The sequence below is a fragment of the Williamsia sp. DF01-3 genome, from assembly GCF_023051145.1.
Lineage (GTDB): Bacteria > Actinomycetota > Actinomycetes > Mycobacteriales > Mycobacteriaceae > Williamsia.
The window spans coordinates 1721623-1737267 of record NZ_JALKFS010000005.1 but is presented as its reverse complement, the minus strand read 5'-3'; the positions used below and the strand labels follow the sequence as shown (position 1 = coordinate 1737267).

At 66.6% G+C, this 15645-nt stretch carries 13 protein-coding genes and 3 pseudogenes; 8 read left to right on the top strand and 8 right to left on the bottom strand.

Features of this window, described 5'->3' with window-relative positions:
• Window positions 1–51 precede the first annotated feature (51 nt).
• Window positions 52–980 (bottom strand): annotated as a pseudogene (locus tag MVA47_RS10385) (carbohydrate kinase).
• Window positions 981–990: 10 nt separating this feature from the next.
• Window positions 991–1901: pseudogene (locus MVA47_RS10380) on the bottom strand (aldose 1-epimerase family protein).
• A 154-nt stretch (window positions 1902–2055) separates the two neighbouring features.
• On the opposite strand from MVA47_RS10380, the gene MVA47_RS10375 reads away from it, so the two are divergent.
• Both MVA47_RS10375 and MVA47_RS10370 read left to right on the top strand, forming a co-directional pair.
• On the top strand, window positions 2056–3081 hold the full coding sequence (locus MVA47_RS10375; RefSeq protein ID WP_374474157.1) for an oxygenase MpaB family protein: 1026 nt from the start codon (window positions 2056–2058) through the stop codon (window positions 3079–3081).
• A gap of 229 nt (window positions 3082–3310) precedes the next feature.
• Window positions 3311–4654, top strand: coding sequence for an AarF/ABC1/UbiB kinase family protein (locus MVA47_RS10370; RefSeq protein ID WP_247207797.1), 1344 nt, complete (start codon window positions 3311–3313; stop codon window positions 4652–4654).
• A gap of 17 nt (window positions 4655–4671) precedes the next feature.
• Here the strand turns inward: MVA47_RS10370 and MVA47_RS10365 are convergent.
• Window positions 4672–5936: pseudogene (locus MVA47_RS10365) on the bottom strand (MFS transporter).
• Window positions 5937–5994: 58 nt separating this feature from the next.
• On the bottom strand, window positions 5995–6672 hold the full coding sequence (gene pdxH / locus MVA47_RS10360) for a pyridoxamine 5'-phosphate oxidase (protein ID WP_247210713.1): 678 nt from the start codon (window positions 6670–6672) through the stop codon (window positions 5995–5997).
• Window positions 6673–6841: 169 nt separating this feature from the next.
• Here pdxH and MVA47_RS10355 point away from each other — a divergent pair, with 169 nt between their 5' ends.
• The 4 genes from MVA47_RS10355 (at window position 6842) to MVA47_RS10340 (ending at window position 11238) form a co-directional block, all read left to right on the top strand.
• Window positions 6842–7966 (top strand): citrate synthase 2, encoded by a 1125-nt coding sequence (locus MVA47_RS10355; protein ID WP_247207796.1) that lies wholly within the window; start codon window positions 6842–6844, stop codon window positions 7964–7966.
• 94 nt (window positions 7967–8060) lie between these two features.
• A complete protein-coding gene (serC, locus tag MVA47_RS10350) occupies window positions 8061–9194 on the top strand; it encodes a phosphoserine transaminase (protein WP_247207795.1) in 1134 nt (377 codons plus the stop codon).
• 147 nt (window positions 9195–9341) lie between these two features.
• Window positions 9342–10382: a septation protein SepH gene (sepH, locus tag MVA47_RS10345; protein WP_247207793.1), complete on the top strand. Its 1041-nt coding sequence runs from the start codon at window positions 9342–9344 to the stop codon at window positions 10380–10382.
• A gap of 76 nt (window positions 10383–10458) precedes the next feature.
• Window positions 10459–11238, top strand: a complete 780-nt coding sequence (locus MVA47_RS10340; RefSeq protein ID WP_247207792.1) for a hypothetical protein — start codon at window positions 10459–10461, stop codon at window positions 11236–11238.
• A gap of 37 nt (window positions 11239–11275) precedes the next feature.
• Here MVA47_RS10340 and MVA47_RS10335 read toward each other — a convergent pair whose 3' ends face one another.
• Window positions 11276–12112 carry an RNA methyltransferase gene (locus MVA47_RS10335; RefSeq protein ID WP_247210712.1) on the bottom strand — a complete coding sequence of 279 codons (837 nt, stop codon included), beginning with the start codon at window positions 12110–12112 and terminating at the stop codon, window positions 11276–11278.
• Window positions 12113–12186: 74 nt separating this feature from the next.
• Between MVA47_RS10335 and MVA47_RS10330 the strand changes: the two genes are divergently transcribed.
• Complete coding sequence (locus MVA47_RS10330; protein ID WP_247207790.1) at window positions 12187–13413, top strand: GNAT family N-acetyltransferase; 1227 nt, start codon at window positions 12187–12189, stop codon at window positions 13411–13413.
• Between the two features lie 21 nt (window positions 13414–13434).
• Here MVA47_RS10330 and MVA47_RS10325 read toward each other — a convergent pair whose 3' ends face one another.
• Window positions 13435–13866 (bottom strand): MarR family winged helix-turn-helix transcriptional regulator, encoded by a 432-nt coding sequence (locus MVA47_RS10325; protein ID WP_030169615.1) that lies wholly within the window; start codon window positions 13864–13866, stop codon window positions 13435–13437.
• Window positions 13867–14092: 226 nt separating this feature from the next.
• On the opposite strand from MVA47_RS10325, the gene MVA47_RS10320 reads away from it, so the two are divergent.
• Window positions 14093–14335, top strand: a complete 243-nt coding sequence (locus tag MVA47_RS10320) for a DUF2530 domain-containing protein (protein ID WP_247207789.1) — start codon at window positions 14093–14095, stop codon at window positions 14333–14335.
• Here the strand turns inward: MVA47_RS10320 and MVA47_RS10315 are convergent.
• A complete protein-coding gene (locus MVA47_RS10315) occupies window positions 14223–14816 on the bottom strand; it encodes a phosphatase PAP2 family protein (RefSeq protein ID WP_247207788.1) in 594 nt (197 codons plus the stop codon). The genes MVA47_RS10320 and MVA47_RS10315 overlap by 113 nt on opposite strands.
• Window positions 14817–14883: 67 nt before the next feature.
• The gene (locus MVA47_RS10310) at window positions 14884–15645 is read right to left on the bottom strand and encodes a hypothetical protein (protein WP_247207787.1); all 762 of its coding nucleotides are present in this window, start codon (window positions 15643–15645) and stop codon (window positions 14884–14886) included.

Here is a 15645-nt window from a genome sequence, read left to right as displayed (position 1 = left end):
GGTGTTTTACCTCCGGGGTCGTCGTAACGATCGTGCGACCCGGTTAATAACCTAGTCGGTTTCAAGCTCGCCCGCCCACGGAGGGTCCGCGCCGGGCCGCGACACGGTGATCGCGGCTGCCCGGGCGGCGAACTGCAGGGCCTCTGACCAGTCGTTTTCGGTCATCGTGCGGAGCAGCGCGGGGTCGAGGAAGCGGTGCGTCCCCAGCCAGTGCAGCAGGGCGCCACAAATCGTGTCACCTGCCCCTATGGTGTCGATCACATCGACTCTCCGGCCGGGTACATGCGCGGTGAGGTCGGGCGTGCGAACACTGAGTCCATCGCCGCCGTGCGTGATGACAACCGCGCCCACGCCGGCTTCGATCCAGCGGTCCGGATCTGTTCCGGCGGCGCCGTCGGCCAGCCATTCGGCGTCGTCGTCGGACACCTTGACGATGTCGAGCGACGGCAACCACGAGGCAAAGCGCTTGCGGTAGGCGTCGGGGTCATCGATCACACCGGCGCGGATGTTGGGGTCGAGCAGTGTGAGGCGGCCCTCGCCATGACTGCGGTGCAGGAGCTTCTCGTAGGCGCTTGCGCCGGGCTCGAGGACCATCGACAAGGTTCCGAAAGCGAGAGCGGCGACCGTGCGTGGCAGCTCACCCGGATCGGTGACCAACCGGTCGGCGGTGCCCTGCAGATAGAAGTTGTACTGCGCCGATCCGTCGTCGCCGATGCTGGTGAGAGCAAGCGTGGTCGGTTCCGGACCACGTTGCAGCAGAGAGAGTTCACGCCAGCGGAACGAAGTGCATCAGCGAGCGCATCGCCGAACGCGTCGGTGGACACCCGCGAGCACAACGACACCGCGGACCCGAGCCGGCCCAAGGTGATCGCGGCGTTGAACGGGCCGCCGCCCAAGGCAGGTGTGAGTGGACTGAGCGCACCGGGTGCAGACGGCACCAGGTCCACCAGCGCTTCTCCACACACGACGATTTCTCTCACGGCGCCACCCTCATTCCCGGAATCGCAGGCCCCAGCGGCCGGTCCAGATCTGGCCCGGTTCGAGCACGATCAGATCGGTTCCGGTGGCAAGCGCGTTGGGCGGCGCGGTCATCGGTTCGATGGCCACGGCTCTGCCGCGACCGGGGTACGGCTGGTCGTGGCCCGGGTCGGCGGTGAACGCCTGGACCCACGAGAAGTTGAGGTCGGTCCACAGTTCGGTGGTCCCGTCCGAGCCGATCAGGCGATGGGTGATGATGCCGTCGTCATCCGCCATCGCGGTGAACGGGGTGTCGAGCCACACTCCCTCGACCCGTCGTGGTGTCCGGAAGTCGAACTCGGTGCGGCGACGTCGACGGGGTCGCCGTCGGGGAGCTGGCGTTCGGGGTCGAGCGGCTGATACTTCTCAGCTGCCAGCTGCAGTGAGCAGTCGTCGGCAGGGACGTCGCCCACGCGGACGAAGGTGTGCTGGCCCAATGCGTACGGCGCGCGGATGGTTCCGGTGTTGGTGGTGGTGTGCGTGACGGTGAGGCCATCGGGCCCCACCGCGTAGGTCGCGGTCAGCTGCAGATCGAACGGCCAACCGGGATGCTGCCCCACGGCGACGCCGAGGGTGACCGACGTCGCGGTCTGGTCGAGGACATTCCAGTCCACCATCCGCACGAAGCCATGGTTGGCGTTGTTCCGCCCGGCTTCGGTGATCGGGAGCTCGTACGACGTGCCGTCGAAGGTGTATCGGCCGTCGCCTGTGCGGTTCGGCCACGGCGAGAGCACCAATCCGCACGAGAGCGGCGGCTTGACCCCTGGTTCGATCTCCCAGGTCTCGGTGAGGAGCCGGCCGCGCCATCTGACGGCCCGCAGCCCGGCGCCGGTCGCGGCGATCTGTGCGCTGTATCCATCCGCTTCGATGCTGTGCCCGGCCACATCGGTCAGCTTAGCCGCCACCTGTGGTCGCGATGCGAAGTTGTCGCCCCGGCAAAAGGTTTCATCCATTCGGCCGAGACGGTTGACACTGCCGGTGAGACGGATCTACAGTTTCGTCTCATTGGTGTCCCACGGCACCGGCCGTCGACGAAGGATGTCTCCCGTGACCGACCTGCGCGATACCCGACCGATCACCACGCCCGCCCCGCCCGCATCAGAGCCCGTGCCACAACTGCTCGGCCCGGATTCGGTGACCTGGAAGTTCTTCGGCGGCTGGCACGGGATGCTCATCGGCCTGTGGTCGGGCTCGATGCAGAACATGCACCCCAAGCTCGGTGCGGCAGTGTGGGAGCACTCCGACTTCTTCGGCGAACGCTGGGAGCGGTTGATGCGGTCGCTCTATCCGATCATCGGGGTGGTGTTCGACGGTACCGAGGACACCGGCCGCGAGGTTCGTGACTACCACCGCGAGATCAAGGGTGCGATGCCTGACGGCAGCCGCTATCACGCGCTCGATCCAGACGTCTTCTACTGGGCGCACGCCACCTTCTGGTACGGCAACATCCGGTGCGCGGAGGTCTTCGGACCACCGATCACCGAAGCGGAGAAACGTCAGCTGTTCGAGGAGTCACGCACCTGGTACGCGATGTACGGGGTGAGCACCCGGCCCTGCCCGGATACCTACGAGGAGTTCCTCGAGTACTGGGATGACATGTGCCGCAACGTCCTTCAAGATCATCCCGCCGTCCGCACGGTACTGGACATCTCCGAACTGCCGCCGCCCCCGTGGATGTCGTGGATGCCCCGGCCGATCTGGAAACAACTGGTCCGCCCCACCGAACGGTTCTTCACCTGGCTGACGGTGGGCCTGTACGACCAGCCGGTTCGCGATCTCATGGGCTTCACGTGGTCAGAACGTGACGAACGCCGTTTCCGCCGGTTCGGCAAGGCCGTCAACACCTTCATGCACTTGTTGCCCGAGCGCTACCGCAAACATCCACGTTGCCGCGACGCCTGGGATCGGCTGGCCGGAGCCGTGCCCGCCGACGCACCACTGCTGGACACCCCGGTGCGCAATCTGCCTCCCGAAGCCGTCCGTGGCGAGCCGATGCACTACTGCCCGGTGACGGCGGCGCGAAGGGCAAACCTGCCCTGGCAGTCCAACGAGACCGCACCCTGAGAGCTCGACCGGGCTTCGGGCCCAGCGTCATGAAGATCACCGGTGTCATGAAGACCACACCGGTCGACCGTAACGCGGCCACCTGGGGATTCGACTAGTCCTGCAGCACCGAGACAAGCCGACTGGCGCTCACGGCCAGATGCCCTACCATGTCCGGCGGAGCATCGACCATCGGCCGTCCCCAAAACCGGGACGGCCTGCCCCGGCGACAAGTCGCATGCGGAGGACCATGACCATCACGACAGCCGAGCCACGACCGACACTGCAGAAGGTGCCGCTGACCACCGAGGCAGCGCGCATCGGCGCCACTGCCTGGCACGCCGTCTGCGGAGGCGCGCGCTTCGCCACCCGGGTACGCCACAAGCAGGACGCGGCCGCAATCGGAGCCGGCGAGACGCGCAACACGTTCGCCGCCCTCGGCCCGACCTACGTCAAGCTCGGGCAGCTCATCGCCTCGAGTCCAGGCGTGTTCCCCAAGGTGCTCTCCGATGAGTTCCGGTCGCTGCTCGACAGGGTGCCCCCTGCCGACCCCGAGCAGGTTCGTGCGCTGCTGACCAGTCAGCTCGGCCGCGACCCCGACGAGGTGTTCGACGACTTCGACGCCGAGCCGATCGCCTCCGCGTCCATCTCACAGGTCCACACCGCGACGCTGAAGACCGGCGAGTCGGTGGTCGTCAAGATCCAGCGCCCCGGCATCAAGGCCCGGCTGGCCGCCGACCTGCAGATCCTGCAGCGCACCGCCGCGCTCGTGGAACTGTCGTCGTACGGACGCATGCTCAGCGCCAGAGCGGTGATCGAGGACTTCACCGCCAACCTCCATTCCGAGCTGGACTTCCGCACCGAAGCGGCCGCCATGGAGGAGTGGACCGCGGCGATCTCGGGGTCGAAGTACGCCGACAAAGTGCGTGTTCCCAAGGTGTACTGGGACCACACCACCGAGCGGGTACTCACCCTCGAGCGGGTGGACGCCATTCGCATCGACGACGTCAAGGCCATCCGCCGCGCGGGTCACGACGGCACCGAGATCGTCAAGACGCTGCTGATGTCGTTGCTCGAGTCGGCCTTCACCGACGGGATCTTCCACGGCGATCTGCATGCCGGGAACGTTCTCGTCGACGCCGACGGGCGCATCGTGTTCCTCGACTGGGGCATCGTCGGCCGCTTCGACGACAGCACCCGCATGATCGTCCGCGAACTGCTCGGCAACCTGATGCGCAGCAACTACGAGGCCGCCGGTCAGGCCCTGGCTGCCCTCGGCACATTCGGGAAACCGGGTTCGGTCCGCGAGACCGCCAAGGACCTGCGACGCGTCGCTGCTCCCATCGGCGGAACCGAACTGGGGAACATGGCGTACGCCGACCTGGGCCGCCAACTCGCGAACCTCGCCAAGAACTACGACGCCCGACTCCCCCGTGAACTGGTACTCGTCGGCAAGCAGCTGCTCTACGTCGAGCGCTACATGAAACTGCTCGCGCCGCGGTGGAAGGCGATGGCCGACCCCCAGGTTGTCGGGTACACCGCAGGCCTGCTCAAGGATTCGGCCCCCAGCCGCACCCGCGCCGCGGCCCGGTGATCGTCAGCGGGTGATCGTCAGCGCGTGATGCGGTAGCGGACGAAGGCGGGGACGGCGAGGGCAGCGAGAACTGTTCCGATCACAACGAGGATGCCGCCGCCGGCGGTGGCGACGGCGGTGCCGACCGATGCGGCCGCGGCGCCGTGTGCGACGTCGGCAATACGCGGCCCGCCCGCGACGACAACGATGAAGACGCCCTGAAGGCGGCCTCGCACATCGTCATTCGCGGCCGCCTGCAGCATCGACATCCGGAACGCTGCCGACGCCATGTCGGCCGCGCCGCCGACCATGAGCAACGCCACCGCGATCGGGAGCATCGGCAACGCCGACCCTGAGGCGAACCCGACACAGATCCCCACCCCGGTGATCGCCACACCCCAGATGAGGATGCAGATGATCACCGCGTAACCCTGACGCTGCACCCGCGAGACCCAGCCGGAGAACACTCCCCCGATCACCGCACCCGCGGCGATGGCCGAGAACAAGAGAGCGAAGGCCACACCGCCGCCGTCTGGTCCGCCGAAACTCTCGTGCGCCATCTGCGGGAACAGCGCCCTGGGCATACCGAAGATCATCGCGATCAGGTCCACCAGGAACGACATCATCAAGACCTTGTGACCGCCGAGATAGCGGAACCCCTCGATCACCGACTTCAAGCCCGGCGTGCCCCGTTTGTCCGGTCCCTCCGGACGCAGCGACGGCAACCGGATCACCGCCCAGATCGTGGCGAACAGGAACAACGTGTCCACCAGGTACAGCACGGAATAACCCAGGACCGGGATGAGCGCCCCACCCACCAGCGGGCCGGCGATCCCGCCGGCCTGCATCACCGTCATGTTCAGCGAATTGGCAGCGGGCAGTTCGGTTTTCGACATCAACTTGGGCAGGATCGCCGACCGCGTCGGCTGATTGACCGCAAAAAGGCCTGCTGTACCGCGAACACGACGAGGATGAACCACACGTTGCCGAAGCCAAGCGCCGACTGCACAAAAAACAGAGCGCTGGTCGCGATCAACCCGAATGTCGTGATGATCAACAGGATTCGCCGGTCCATCACATCGGCGACCGCCCCGCCCCAGAGGCCGAAGATCACCAGTGGGACAAGGCCGAACAATCCGGTCAGCCCGACGTAGGCCGAACTGCCGGTGAGTTGATAGATCTGTGCGGGAACCGCCACCACCGTCAGTTGCGCACCGATGACCGTGACGATGTTCGCCCACCACAGGCGTCGGAAATCAGGGTGTTGCAGCGGGGTGGTGTCGGCGAGGAACCGGCGTGTCACCTCGTCCGTGCCCCGGAACCCGAACCCGGCAGGACCTGCCAGGTGAGCGTGGTCGGTGTCACGGCTGCAATCTCACACTGCGCCAACGTCCGTCGACGAGCGTGCACCGAACCCGGTTGTGCAACCTGTTGGCCCGGCCCTGCCAGAACTCCACCTCGGTGGGCGTCAGGCGATAGCCACCCCAGCGCGGCGGCACCGGAACCGGTTGATCTCCGTCCGCGCCGCCGAATTGATCGGCGATCGCCGCCGCACGCTCCTCGAGCGCCGTGCGTGACTCGATGGGTGCCGACTGTTCGGACGCGTAGGCACTGAGCTGAGAACCACGTGGCCGCCTGACCCAGTAGTTCTCGGTGGCCTCGGCGGGCACCTTGCTGACGGGCCCGCGGAAGTGCACCTGCCGCTCCATCCCGATCCACGGGAAGGTGACCGAGGCATACGGAGTGGACGCCAGATGGTTCGCCTTGTCGGAGTCGTAGCCGGTGAAGAACACCACGCCGTCGGCATCGGCAGCCTTGCACAGCACCGTGCGGGTGGACGGATGGCCGTCGGCATCAACCGTGCCGAGGACCATCGCATTGGGTTCGGCGATCGCGGCATCGATGGCTTCGCGCAGCCATTGACCGAACAGGGCCAGCCACGGCGGATCCCCTGCGAGCCAGCTCGGGTCGAGGTTGCCGCGAACCCCGTCCGCACCCGCCGCGTCGTCACCGCCCGATGCCGAATAGGCCACCCGCATGCTCGACAGATCCACCGGTTCGTTCGTCACGACGAATAACGCTACTCCCGGGTAACCGCGGCTGGAACGGGCTACTACAGTCCATATGCAAGTACGGCAGTCGGTGCCCCGAGACCGCGGGTGACAGCGCGGCCGCAGTGTGCAGCTCGAACCGCGAGGAGTGCGATCGATGGCAGTCAATGTGCAGGTACCGGACGGATTCGTCGAAGGTCTCGAGGGCGTCACCGCCTTCACCACCGAGATCGCCGAGCCGGACAAGAACGGCGGAAACCTCCGTTACCGCGGTGTCGACATCGAAGACCTGGTCGAGAACAACGTGACCTTCTCCGATGTCTGGGCGCTGCTGGTGGACGGGAAGTTCGGTGACGGCCTTCCCCCGGCCGAACCCTTCCCGCTGCCCATCCACACCGGAGACGTCCGCGTCGACGTACAGGCCGGGCTGGCCATGCTGGCTCCGATCTGGGGCTACAAGCCGCTGCTCGACATCGACGAGTCCACCGCACGCAACAACCTCGCCCGCGCCTCGGTGATGGCGCTGTCGTACGTCGCCCAGTCGGCACGCGGCATCCATCGTCCCGCCGTGCCGCAGGACGTGATCGACGAATGCGACACCGTCACAGCACGTTTCATGACCCGATGGAAGGGTGAGCCGGACCCCGCGCACATCCGCGCCATCGATGCCTACTGGGTCAGCGCCGCCGAGCACGGCATGAACGCCTCCACGTTCACCGCCCGCGTCATCGCCTCCACGGGCGCCGATGTCGCGGCCTCGCTGTCGGGTGCCATCGGCGCGATGTCCGGCCCGCTGCACGGCGGCGCACCGGCCCGCGTGCTGCCGATGATCGAAGAGGTCGAGCGCACCGACGATGCCCGCGGCCTGGTCAAGGGCATCCTCGACCGCAAAGAAAAGCTGATGGGTTTCGGGCATCGCGTCTACCGCGCCGAAGATCCCCGGGCCCGGGTCCTGCGCCGCACGGCCCAGGAACTCAATGCCCCTCGCTATGAGGTTGCTGCCGCTCTGGAGCAGGCCGCACTGACCGAACTACGCGAGCGCCGCCCCGACCGCGCCATCGAGACCAACGTGGAGTTCTGGGCCGCGGTCATCCTCGATTTCGCCGAGGTGCCGCCGCACATGATGCCCGCCATGTTCACCTGCGGGCGCACCGCCGGTTGGTGCGCACACATCCTCGAACAGAAGCGTCTGGGCAAACTCGTCCGTCCTGCCGCGCTGTACGTGGGCGCCGCACCTCGTCGCCCAGAAGACGTCGAAGGCTGGGCCACCATCGCCGGCTGACCCGGAAGTGGTGGGTTCGGGCGGACAAAACCCCAGGTCGCGTTCGCCAAAACCCACCATCATCGGGGTCGGGGGCGGTCTCTAGACTGGTCGCATGAGCGAAACGATCACCATTCCGGCCGACCTCCTGCCCGCTGACGGCCGATTCGGTTGCGGCCCTTCCAAAGTCCGCCCCGAACAGCTGCAGTCGCTCGTCGACACCGGTGCATCGGTGTTCGGCACCAGCCACCGGCAGGCTCCGGTCAAGAACGTTGTCGGCTCCATCCGCAGCGGTCTCGCCGACCTGTTCAACCTGCCCGACGGTTACGAGGTGGTGCTGTCCAACGGTGGTACCACCGCCTTCTGGGACGCCGCGGCGTTCGGTCTCATCTCCAAGCGGTCGCTGAACCTCACCTACGGCGAGTTCTCCAGCAAGTTCGCCACCGTCGCGAAGAAGGCCCCGTTCCTCGACGACCCGATTGTCGTCTCCACCGAGCCGGGCACCGCGCCGAGCATCGCGACCATCGGCGCCGAGCAGTACGAGGGCGTCGACCTGGTCGGTTGGGCCCACAACGAGACCTCCACCGGTGTCGCGGTCCCGGTGACGCGCCCCGATCTCGCCGGTGACGCCCTGATCGCCATCGACGCCACCTCCGGCGCCGGCGGTCTGCCGGTGAATGTCGCCGACGCAGACGTCTACTACTTCGCCCCGCAGAAATCGTTCGCGTCCGACGGCGGCCTCTGGATCGCGTTGATGAGCCCCGCCGCCCTCGATCGGATCGCCACCATCGGTGCCTCCGATCGCTGGTGTCCCGAATTCCTGTCGCTGCCGACCGCGGTGGACAACAGCAGCAAGAACCAGACGTACAACACCCCTGCTGTCGGATCCCTGCTCCTGCTGGCCAACCAGATCGAGTGGATGAACAACCAGGGCGGCCTCGACTGGTGCACCGCCCGGACCGCAGACAGCTCCAGCCGGCTCTACGACTGGGCCGAGGCCAGCGAGTTCGCCAGCCCGTTCGTCGCCGACAAGGCCTACCGGAGTCAGGTGGTCGGCACCATCGACTTCAACGACGACGTCGACGCCGCCGCAGTCGCGAAGATCCTGCGCGCCAACGGCGTGGTGGACACCGAGCCATACCGCAAGCTCGGCCGAAATCAACTGCGCGTCGGCATGTTCCCGGCCGTCGAGCCCGATGACGTCAGCAAGCTCACGGCGTGCATCGACTACGTGGTAGGCGCTCTGTAAAGGCCAAACCATCGCTCAACACACCCCCGCTGAGCTGGGATTTTTCGGGCGTGTCACAGCATGCGATCTGCTGAATCTGCATTACGCTGTCGCTAATGCAGACCGACGCAAGTGTAAGGCTGGCTCCCTGACGTGAAGGAGGAGCAGATGCGTGAGCTTCGAGTCATCGGCCTGGAGCCGGACGGCAAAAAGGTGATCCTGCAGGACACCGAGTCGAGCGAAAAGTTCCGCATCCCCGCCGACGACACCTTGCGCGCCGCCGCTCGCGGCGATCTGACCCGGATGGGTCAGATCGAGATCGAGATGGAGAGCACGCTGCGTCCGCGAGAGATCCAGTCGCGCATCCGCTCCGGGGCGTCGGTCGCCCAGGTCGCCGCCGCTGCCGGCGTGCCCATCGATCGCGTCGAGCGTTTTGCGCATCCGGTTCTCCTCGAACGCGCACGTGCCACCGAACTCGCCGCTCAAGCGCACCCGCTCCGCTACGACGGTCCGGCACTGTCCACGTTGGCAGAGGTGGTCGCCGCCGCACTCGGAGCCCGCGGGCACAACCCGGACGACACCGAGTGGGACGCCTGGAAGGGCGACGACAACCGCTGGGTGGTGCAGGTGAGCTGGCGGGTCGGCCGGTCGGTGAACCGCGCGCATTGGCGTTACGTTCCGGGGTCCAACTCGGGCACCGTCGAGGCCATCGACGAAGTGGCCGACGAGCTGACTGATCCGGACATGAGCCGGCCGCTGCGGAGCGTGATCGCCGTCGCGCCGGTTTCCGAGGACAACACCTACGACTACGACCACCCCGAGCTCGCCTTCGACTACACACCTCCCCCTGCGGCACAGGTGACACCCGTCTCGCGGCCCGCACGTCTGACCGTGAAATCCGACGGAACCGAAGCCGTGACCGTGGACGCCGACTCCCTGACCGGTGCCCAGACGGCCCGACGCATACCGGCGAGGCGGGCCGAACCCGTGCCCGCGCCGCAGGTCGACAGCGAGCCGACGATCACCGAGCCCGCGCCGACCACCACCGACGATCATGACGACCACCACGACCACGACGACGCCCCGGAGGCCCCTGCGGCCGAGCAGCAGCCACCCGCGCCGCGTAAGCGTGCTCGCAACAGCCGCAAACCCGCCGTGCCGACCTGGGAAGATGTGCTGCTCGGTGTCCGGAGCAGTGGCAACACCTGACGCAGGCTAAGTTGTTTGATGCACCTCATGTCGGACAGCAATCACGGAAAGGCTTGAATTGGCAGCGAAGGCGTCCATGCTCTGGTTCGTCAATTCGAGCGATCCGGCGGCCGAGATCCGCGAGGGCGTGACCAACGACGAGAATGCGGCGCAGGCTCTGGCCACGGATTTGCTCCCCGACATGACCCTGCTGCCGATCGGACAGTGCGATCTGGTGGAGGCCGCAACCCCGGCAGCCGACCAGCTCTTCGTCGGCGTCTACCGCTCCTTGGCCGTGGTGACCGGACCGATCCTGCGGACAAGTAGTCCGTCCACTCTCCCCGAGCAATGGACCGCCGCACTGCCCGCGCAGGCAACCGTGTTCCTCAACACCGACCCCGAGTACTCGGTCGGTGCATTCGCGCGCTGGGAGGACGGGATACTGCGGCGGTCGTTCGCGGCCAACCCTGTCGACATCTACGAGAACATCGGCCTCCCGTTCATCTTCGAGGGTCCGTTCTGGGCCGGTGAACGCCCGCTCGTCTACGCCGAGGGCGCCATCCCGGACCCCCAGGCGCTCCCCTTCCACCCGCAGGAGTTCGCCGAGGAGGCCATGCGGAGCTGGCTGGGCTTCCGCATCACCACCCCACGCGACCCGTCGGACTCCGATCCGCACTCGATCCAGTTGTCGGGCTTTGCGATTCGGCCGAAGGGTTACCAACCCGACCAGCGTTCGGATGAGCGGAACCTCGCCGAACAGCACCCGTCTGACGATCAGTACCCGACCGAGCATCCGCAGCGACCCGTCGAGGAGTCGACGCCCGCACCTGCGGTCAAGCGCGTGGCCCGGTGGTTCGGATTCGGACCCAAGGCTTGATGCGGGCCTGACGCGCGAACTGGTTCAACGGGCCCGCTCAGCGAGCCCGCTCGTAGAACGCGAGGGCGGCGGCGGTCGCGACGTTCAGCGAATCCGTTCCGCGCGCCATCGGGATGCGGGCGCGCACATCGCCCGCACGCATCGCGGTCTCTGTCAGTCCCGGCCCTTCGGCCCCCACCATGAACGCCACGCGCGGGGCATCCACCACCTGGGACAGGGTTGCCACCTCAGGGTCGGGGGTGAGTGAGATGATGCGAAAGTCGTTGCTACGCACTATGTCCAGGTCTGCCGGCCAACTCGTGGCGTGGGCGAACGGAACCAGCAGTACGTGGCCCATCGACACCCGGACCGATCGGCGGTAGAGCGGATCGGCGCATGCCCCACCGAAGATCACCGCGTCCACGCCCAGGCCTGCCGCGTTACGGAAGATGCTGCCGATGTTCTCGTGGTCGTTCACACCTTCGAGCACCGCGACGGTGCGCGCGTCGGACAGGATGTCAGGCAGCGCAAGGGGTTCGGGGCGGCGCGCCACGGCGAGCACACCACGATTGAGGTGGAAACCCACCACCTGGGCCATCACGTCTGCGTCAGCGCGAAAGAACGGCACCCCGCTGACCGCAGGATCGGTGAGTGTCTCACCGAGTTCACGCAACCGCTTGTCCACGCCGAAGAATGCGTGCGGCGCGAACCGGGAAGCGACCATCCGCTGTGCCACGAGCACACCCTCCGCGATGACCAGCCCCCTTCCGGGGCGTCCTCCGGCGAGGACCGGGAGATCCGGACGCCGGTCGACCGAGTTGAGGTCGCGGAAGTCGTCAACGCGTGGGTCGTCGGGGTCGTCGATGTCGATGACCGTCACTGCGAGGTCAGAGATTGGTTCTGCCTGGTGAGCGCGCGATCCGACCATCCGACTAGTTTGCCCGACGGCCGATATGGCAGGTTGAACGGGTGAGCAAAGGTAATCTGACGCTTCGTCGCGCAAATGAATCCGACTGGCCGGCCATCGCGACCGCAGATGCCCGGGCCTTCGCGTTCGTCAACCCCCTCGACGAAGAGGCGCTGGCCGACATCCGCTCGAAGGTGCGTGATGACGACGTCATCGTGGTGCACGACATGTCCGATCCCGAGCGGCCGACGTTGGTCGGTGTGTCGATGTTCTTCCGGATGACGATGTCGGTTCCCGGCGGACATCGGGTATCGCTGCCCGGGTTGTCCTGGGTGTCGGTGGCCTCGACGCACCGCCGCCGCGGCATCCTGCGGATGATGATCACCGAGCTGTTCGAGCAATGGGAGCGCGAGCAGTCCGTGTTCTCGATCCTCACCGCATCAGAGGGCACCATTTACGAGCGATTCGGTTACGGCCCTGCCGCTTTCGAGCAGCAGGTGCGTATCGACCTGCGCCGCGCACAACTGCGCGCACCGGCCCCCGAGGATTCGCGGGTTCGCTACGCCGACCCGGACCAGATCCGCGACCGGGTTCCCGAACTCCACGACCGCTGGGTCTCCACCAGGCCTGGCGCGATCGTCCGGGCGCCTGTGTGGTGGAACATGATCTTCGCCGACCGTCCGATCCTGCGTGACGGACGCAGCGGTCTGCACTACCTGCTGCATCCCGACGGGTACGCCAGCTACCGGATCCACCACGAATCGGAAAGTACTTCGGTGGCGGAGGTCTCGGAGTTGTTCGCCGTCACCGACGAAGCGCATTCCGATCTCTGGCGGGTGCTGGTCGGCCTGGATCTGCTGCCCGCCATCACCGCGACAACGCCGGTCGACGACCCGCTGCCGCTGAAGCTGACCGATCTGCGCGCTCCGTCCGTGACCGGGATCCGCGACAGCATGTGGCTGCGGATCCTCGACGTGCCGGCGGCCCTGACCATGCGCGAGTACGGTCTCGACGCCGAGTTCGTGATCGAGGTGTCCGACAAGTTCCGTCAGTCGGGGGGTCGCTTCAAGCTCGCCATCACCAACGGACGGGCCGAGGTCACCGAGACGGACGCCGAACCGACGGTCACCATGGACATCTCCGTGCTGGGCAGCCTCTACCTCGGGGCGTACCGCGCAGTGGACTTCGCGTCGGCAGAACGGCTCTGGGCCGTAGACGGCCCCACACTGCATGCGCTGGATCAGGCGCTGAGCACCGATCGCAAGCCGGTGGCAGGCACGTTCTTCTAGTCCCGTTCAGGTGCGCGGCGTTCAGTCGCTCTCTGCGACGATCGATTCGATGATGCCGACGGCGTCCCGCAACGTCGCCATCTGGTCGTCGTCGAGGCGTTTGAGCTGGGCACGCAACCATTCCTCACGGGCATTCGCCTCGTCGACCACCACGTCGGTTCCCGACGGGGACAGCGTCACGATGACTTGACGCCCGTCGGTGGGGTGTGGTTCGCGCTTGACCAGGCCGAGGTCGGCGAGCGATGCGATGACCCTGGTCATCGACGGGGGTTGCACACGCTCCCTCGCCGCGATGGCGCCAGGGGTCATCGGGCCTTCCCTGTTGAGGGTTGCCAACGCCGAAAGCTGTGTCAGCGACACCGGCGACGCCGACCGGCGACCGCGGAGATGCCTGGTCAGCCGGACAACGGCGATCGCCAGATCGCTCGCGAGCTTTTCGTCATTGTGATCCACGCGATCAAGGATAGGTGAGCCCGCGCTGAATGCACCATGAACCGGCGATGTTCATGTGTTCGGTTCACGAGTGAATGCTCGTTAACTTTTTAAAAGACAGTTCGTATTGTAGCGCTGCACAAGCCCGCCTCAGCTCGGACAACGCGACTTAGACGAGCGCCTGAATGAGTGAACTTTCGACTGCGTACGAGTTGGTTGGTCGACTTTTCGCCACTAGCCTGTGGGTATGTCCGAACCCGTACCCGCTCTACCGCGTGCACTGACGGCTCCAGAGCCCGTGATCGTGGTGGGCATGGTCGGTTTCCTCATCGCGACCGTGCTGGTCGCCGTGTGGGACCTGGGAACCGACAACACGCTCACGATCTGTCTGGTGGGCCTGGGCGTGGGTTTGTTCGGCTGCTTTGTGGTGTCTCTACAGCGCTGGGCGATCCGTCGAGGGAGCCGCGCCGCTCAGGACGGTCTGTCCTGAACGCGAGATAGGTCGCCGACGCCACGAAGACCACGCCCAGTAGCCAGCCTGTAACGACATCGGTCATCCAGTGGACCCCGAGGTACACGCGACTCCAGCCGATCGACACGGCCAGCGCAGGAGCCACCAGGAGCACCAGGCGGTGCGCTCTCAACCACGAACTGCTGTGATATACGGCGACAGCGATCAGGCCGTAGACGATCGTCGCCATCATCGCGTGTCCGGACGGCATCGAAAACGTGTCGATGTCCAGCAAGCGGGCTTCCGCGGGCGGCCGTTCCCGTCCGATCAGATGCTTGAGTCCGACCATCAGTCCGTACCCGATCAGCGACCCGGCTCCGACCAGCACGGCCGACCGCGCTTGTCGCAGCATGAGCAGGGCGATGGTCACCAGTACCGCCACCACGGTCAAGGTGACGGTGTCGCCGAGGGTGGTGACGATCTTCATCGTCCGGGTCCACGCGTCGGTCCGGTTGGCCACCGACCATTCCCAGACAGAACGGTCCGGCCCAAAGGCAAGGGACTCGGTTCGGAGAACACCCGTCGGGTCAGTCAGCGATGACGTGGAACTCGGCATCGATGTGGAGCGCCCCCTTCTGATCGCGCCAGAACGGAACCCGGCGTCGACTCGTGGTGCCGTCGTGGTGCACCTCGACAACCAATTCATCATGTACCCGGATGGGACCGGTGGGCAGCGGCCTGCTCTGCATCAACGCCGATCGCAACGCGCCGGGCTCGGACTCCCACGTGGACGGCCTGCCCTCCTGCACCGGTTCGGCAGTGAACTCCTCGGTTGCCAGCGGCATGTCGAGCAGGTCGGCGAGCGACGACGCCAGCCCGATCTGCGACGGCACCACGGTGATGAGTCGACCGGGGTCGATGGCGGCGGCCAGCCAGGGGGCGTCGAGAACAACCGCGTCCTGCGCCACGTCTCCGGCGAGAGTTTTTGCCGCTGTTGGCGGTTCGACGTCGTCCAGCTCGATGCGGCCGGCCCGCAGCGCCTCGGCGAGGGCAGTGTGTGCCGTGGCCGCCACCAGTGGTGAGACCGCGCGGTCTGCCTCGGACAGCCGGCGCAGGATGAGCCGAGCCGCGTCGATGTCCTCGACATCGGCATTGCCCAGCGCGCCGGCGAGCTCATCACCGTGCGGGTGATCGACGGGGTCGAGCAGGCCTGCGACGGTCAGGTCGCTCGGCGCGCGCCAGCCACCGAGCGGTACACCGTCGACCACCGCATAATGCCGCAGCCACCAGCAGGTGTATCCCGAGCGATCGGCCAACAACGTTGCCGCGTCGGCAGATTCGACCAGCAA

Bases quoted from the DNA above. Each gene is read 5' to 3' on its own strand.
- pdxH (WP_247210713.1), bottom strand. From the start codon at position 6,672: ATGCGGGTGGCCTATTCGGCATCGGGCGGTGACGACGCGGCGGGTGCG.
- MVA47_RS10340 (WP_247207792.1), top strand. From the start codon at position 10,459: ATGCTCTGGTTCGTCAATTCGAGCGATCCGGCGGCCGAGATCCGCGAG.
- MVA47_RS10355 (WP_247207796.1), top strand. From the start codon at position 6,842: ATGGCAGTCAATGTGCAGGTACCGGACGGATTCGTCGAAGGTCTCGAG.
- serC (WP_247207795.1), top strand. From the start codon at position 8,061: ATGAGCGAAACGATCACCATTCCGGCCGACCTCCTGCCCGCTGACGGC.
- MVA47_RS10370 (WP_247207797.1), top strand. From the start codon at position 3,311: ATGACCATCACGACAGCCGAGCCACGACCGACACTGCAGAAGGTGCCG.
- sepH (WP_247207793.1), top strand. From the start codon at position 9,342: ATGCGTGAGCTTCGAGTCATCGGCCTGGAGCCGGACGGCAAAAAGGTG.
- MVA47_RS10375 (WP_374474157.1), top strand. From the start codon at position 2,056: ATGTCTCCCGTGACCGACCTGCGCGATACCCGACCGATCACCACGCCC.
- MVA47_RS10320 (WP_247207789.1), top strand. From the start codon at position 14,093: ATGTCCGAACCCGTACCCGCTCTACCGCGTGCACTGACGGCTCCAGAG.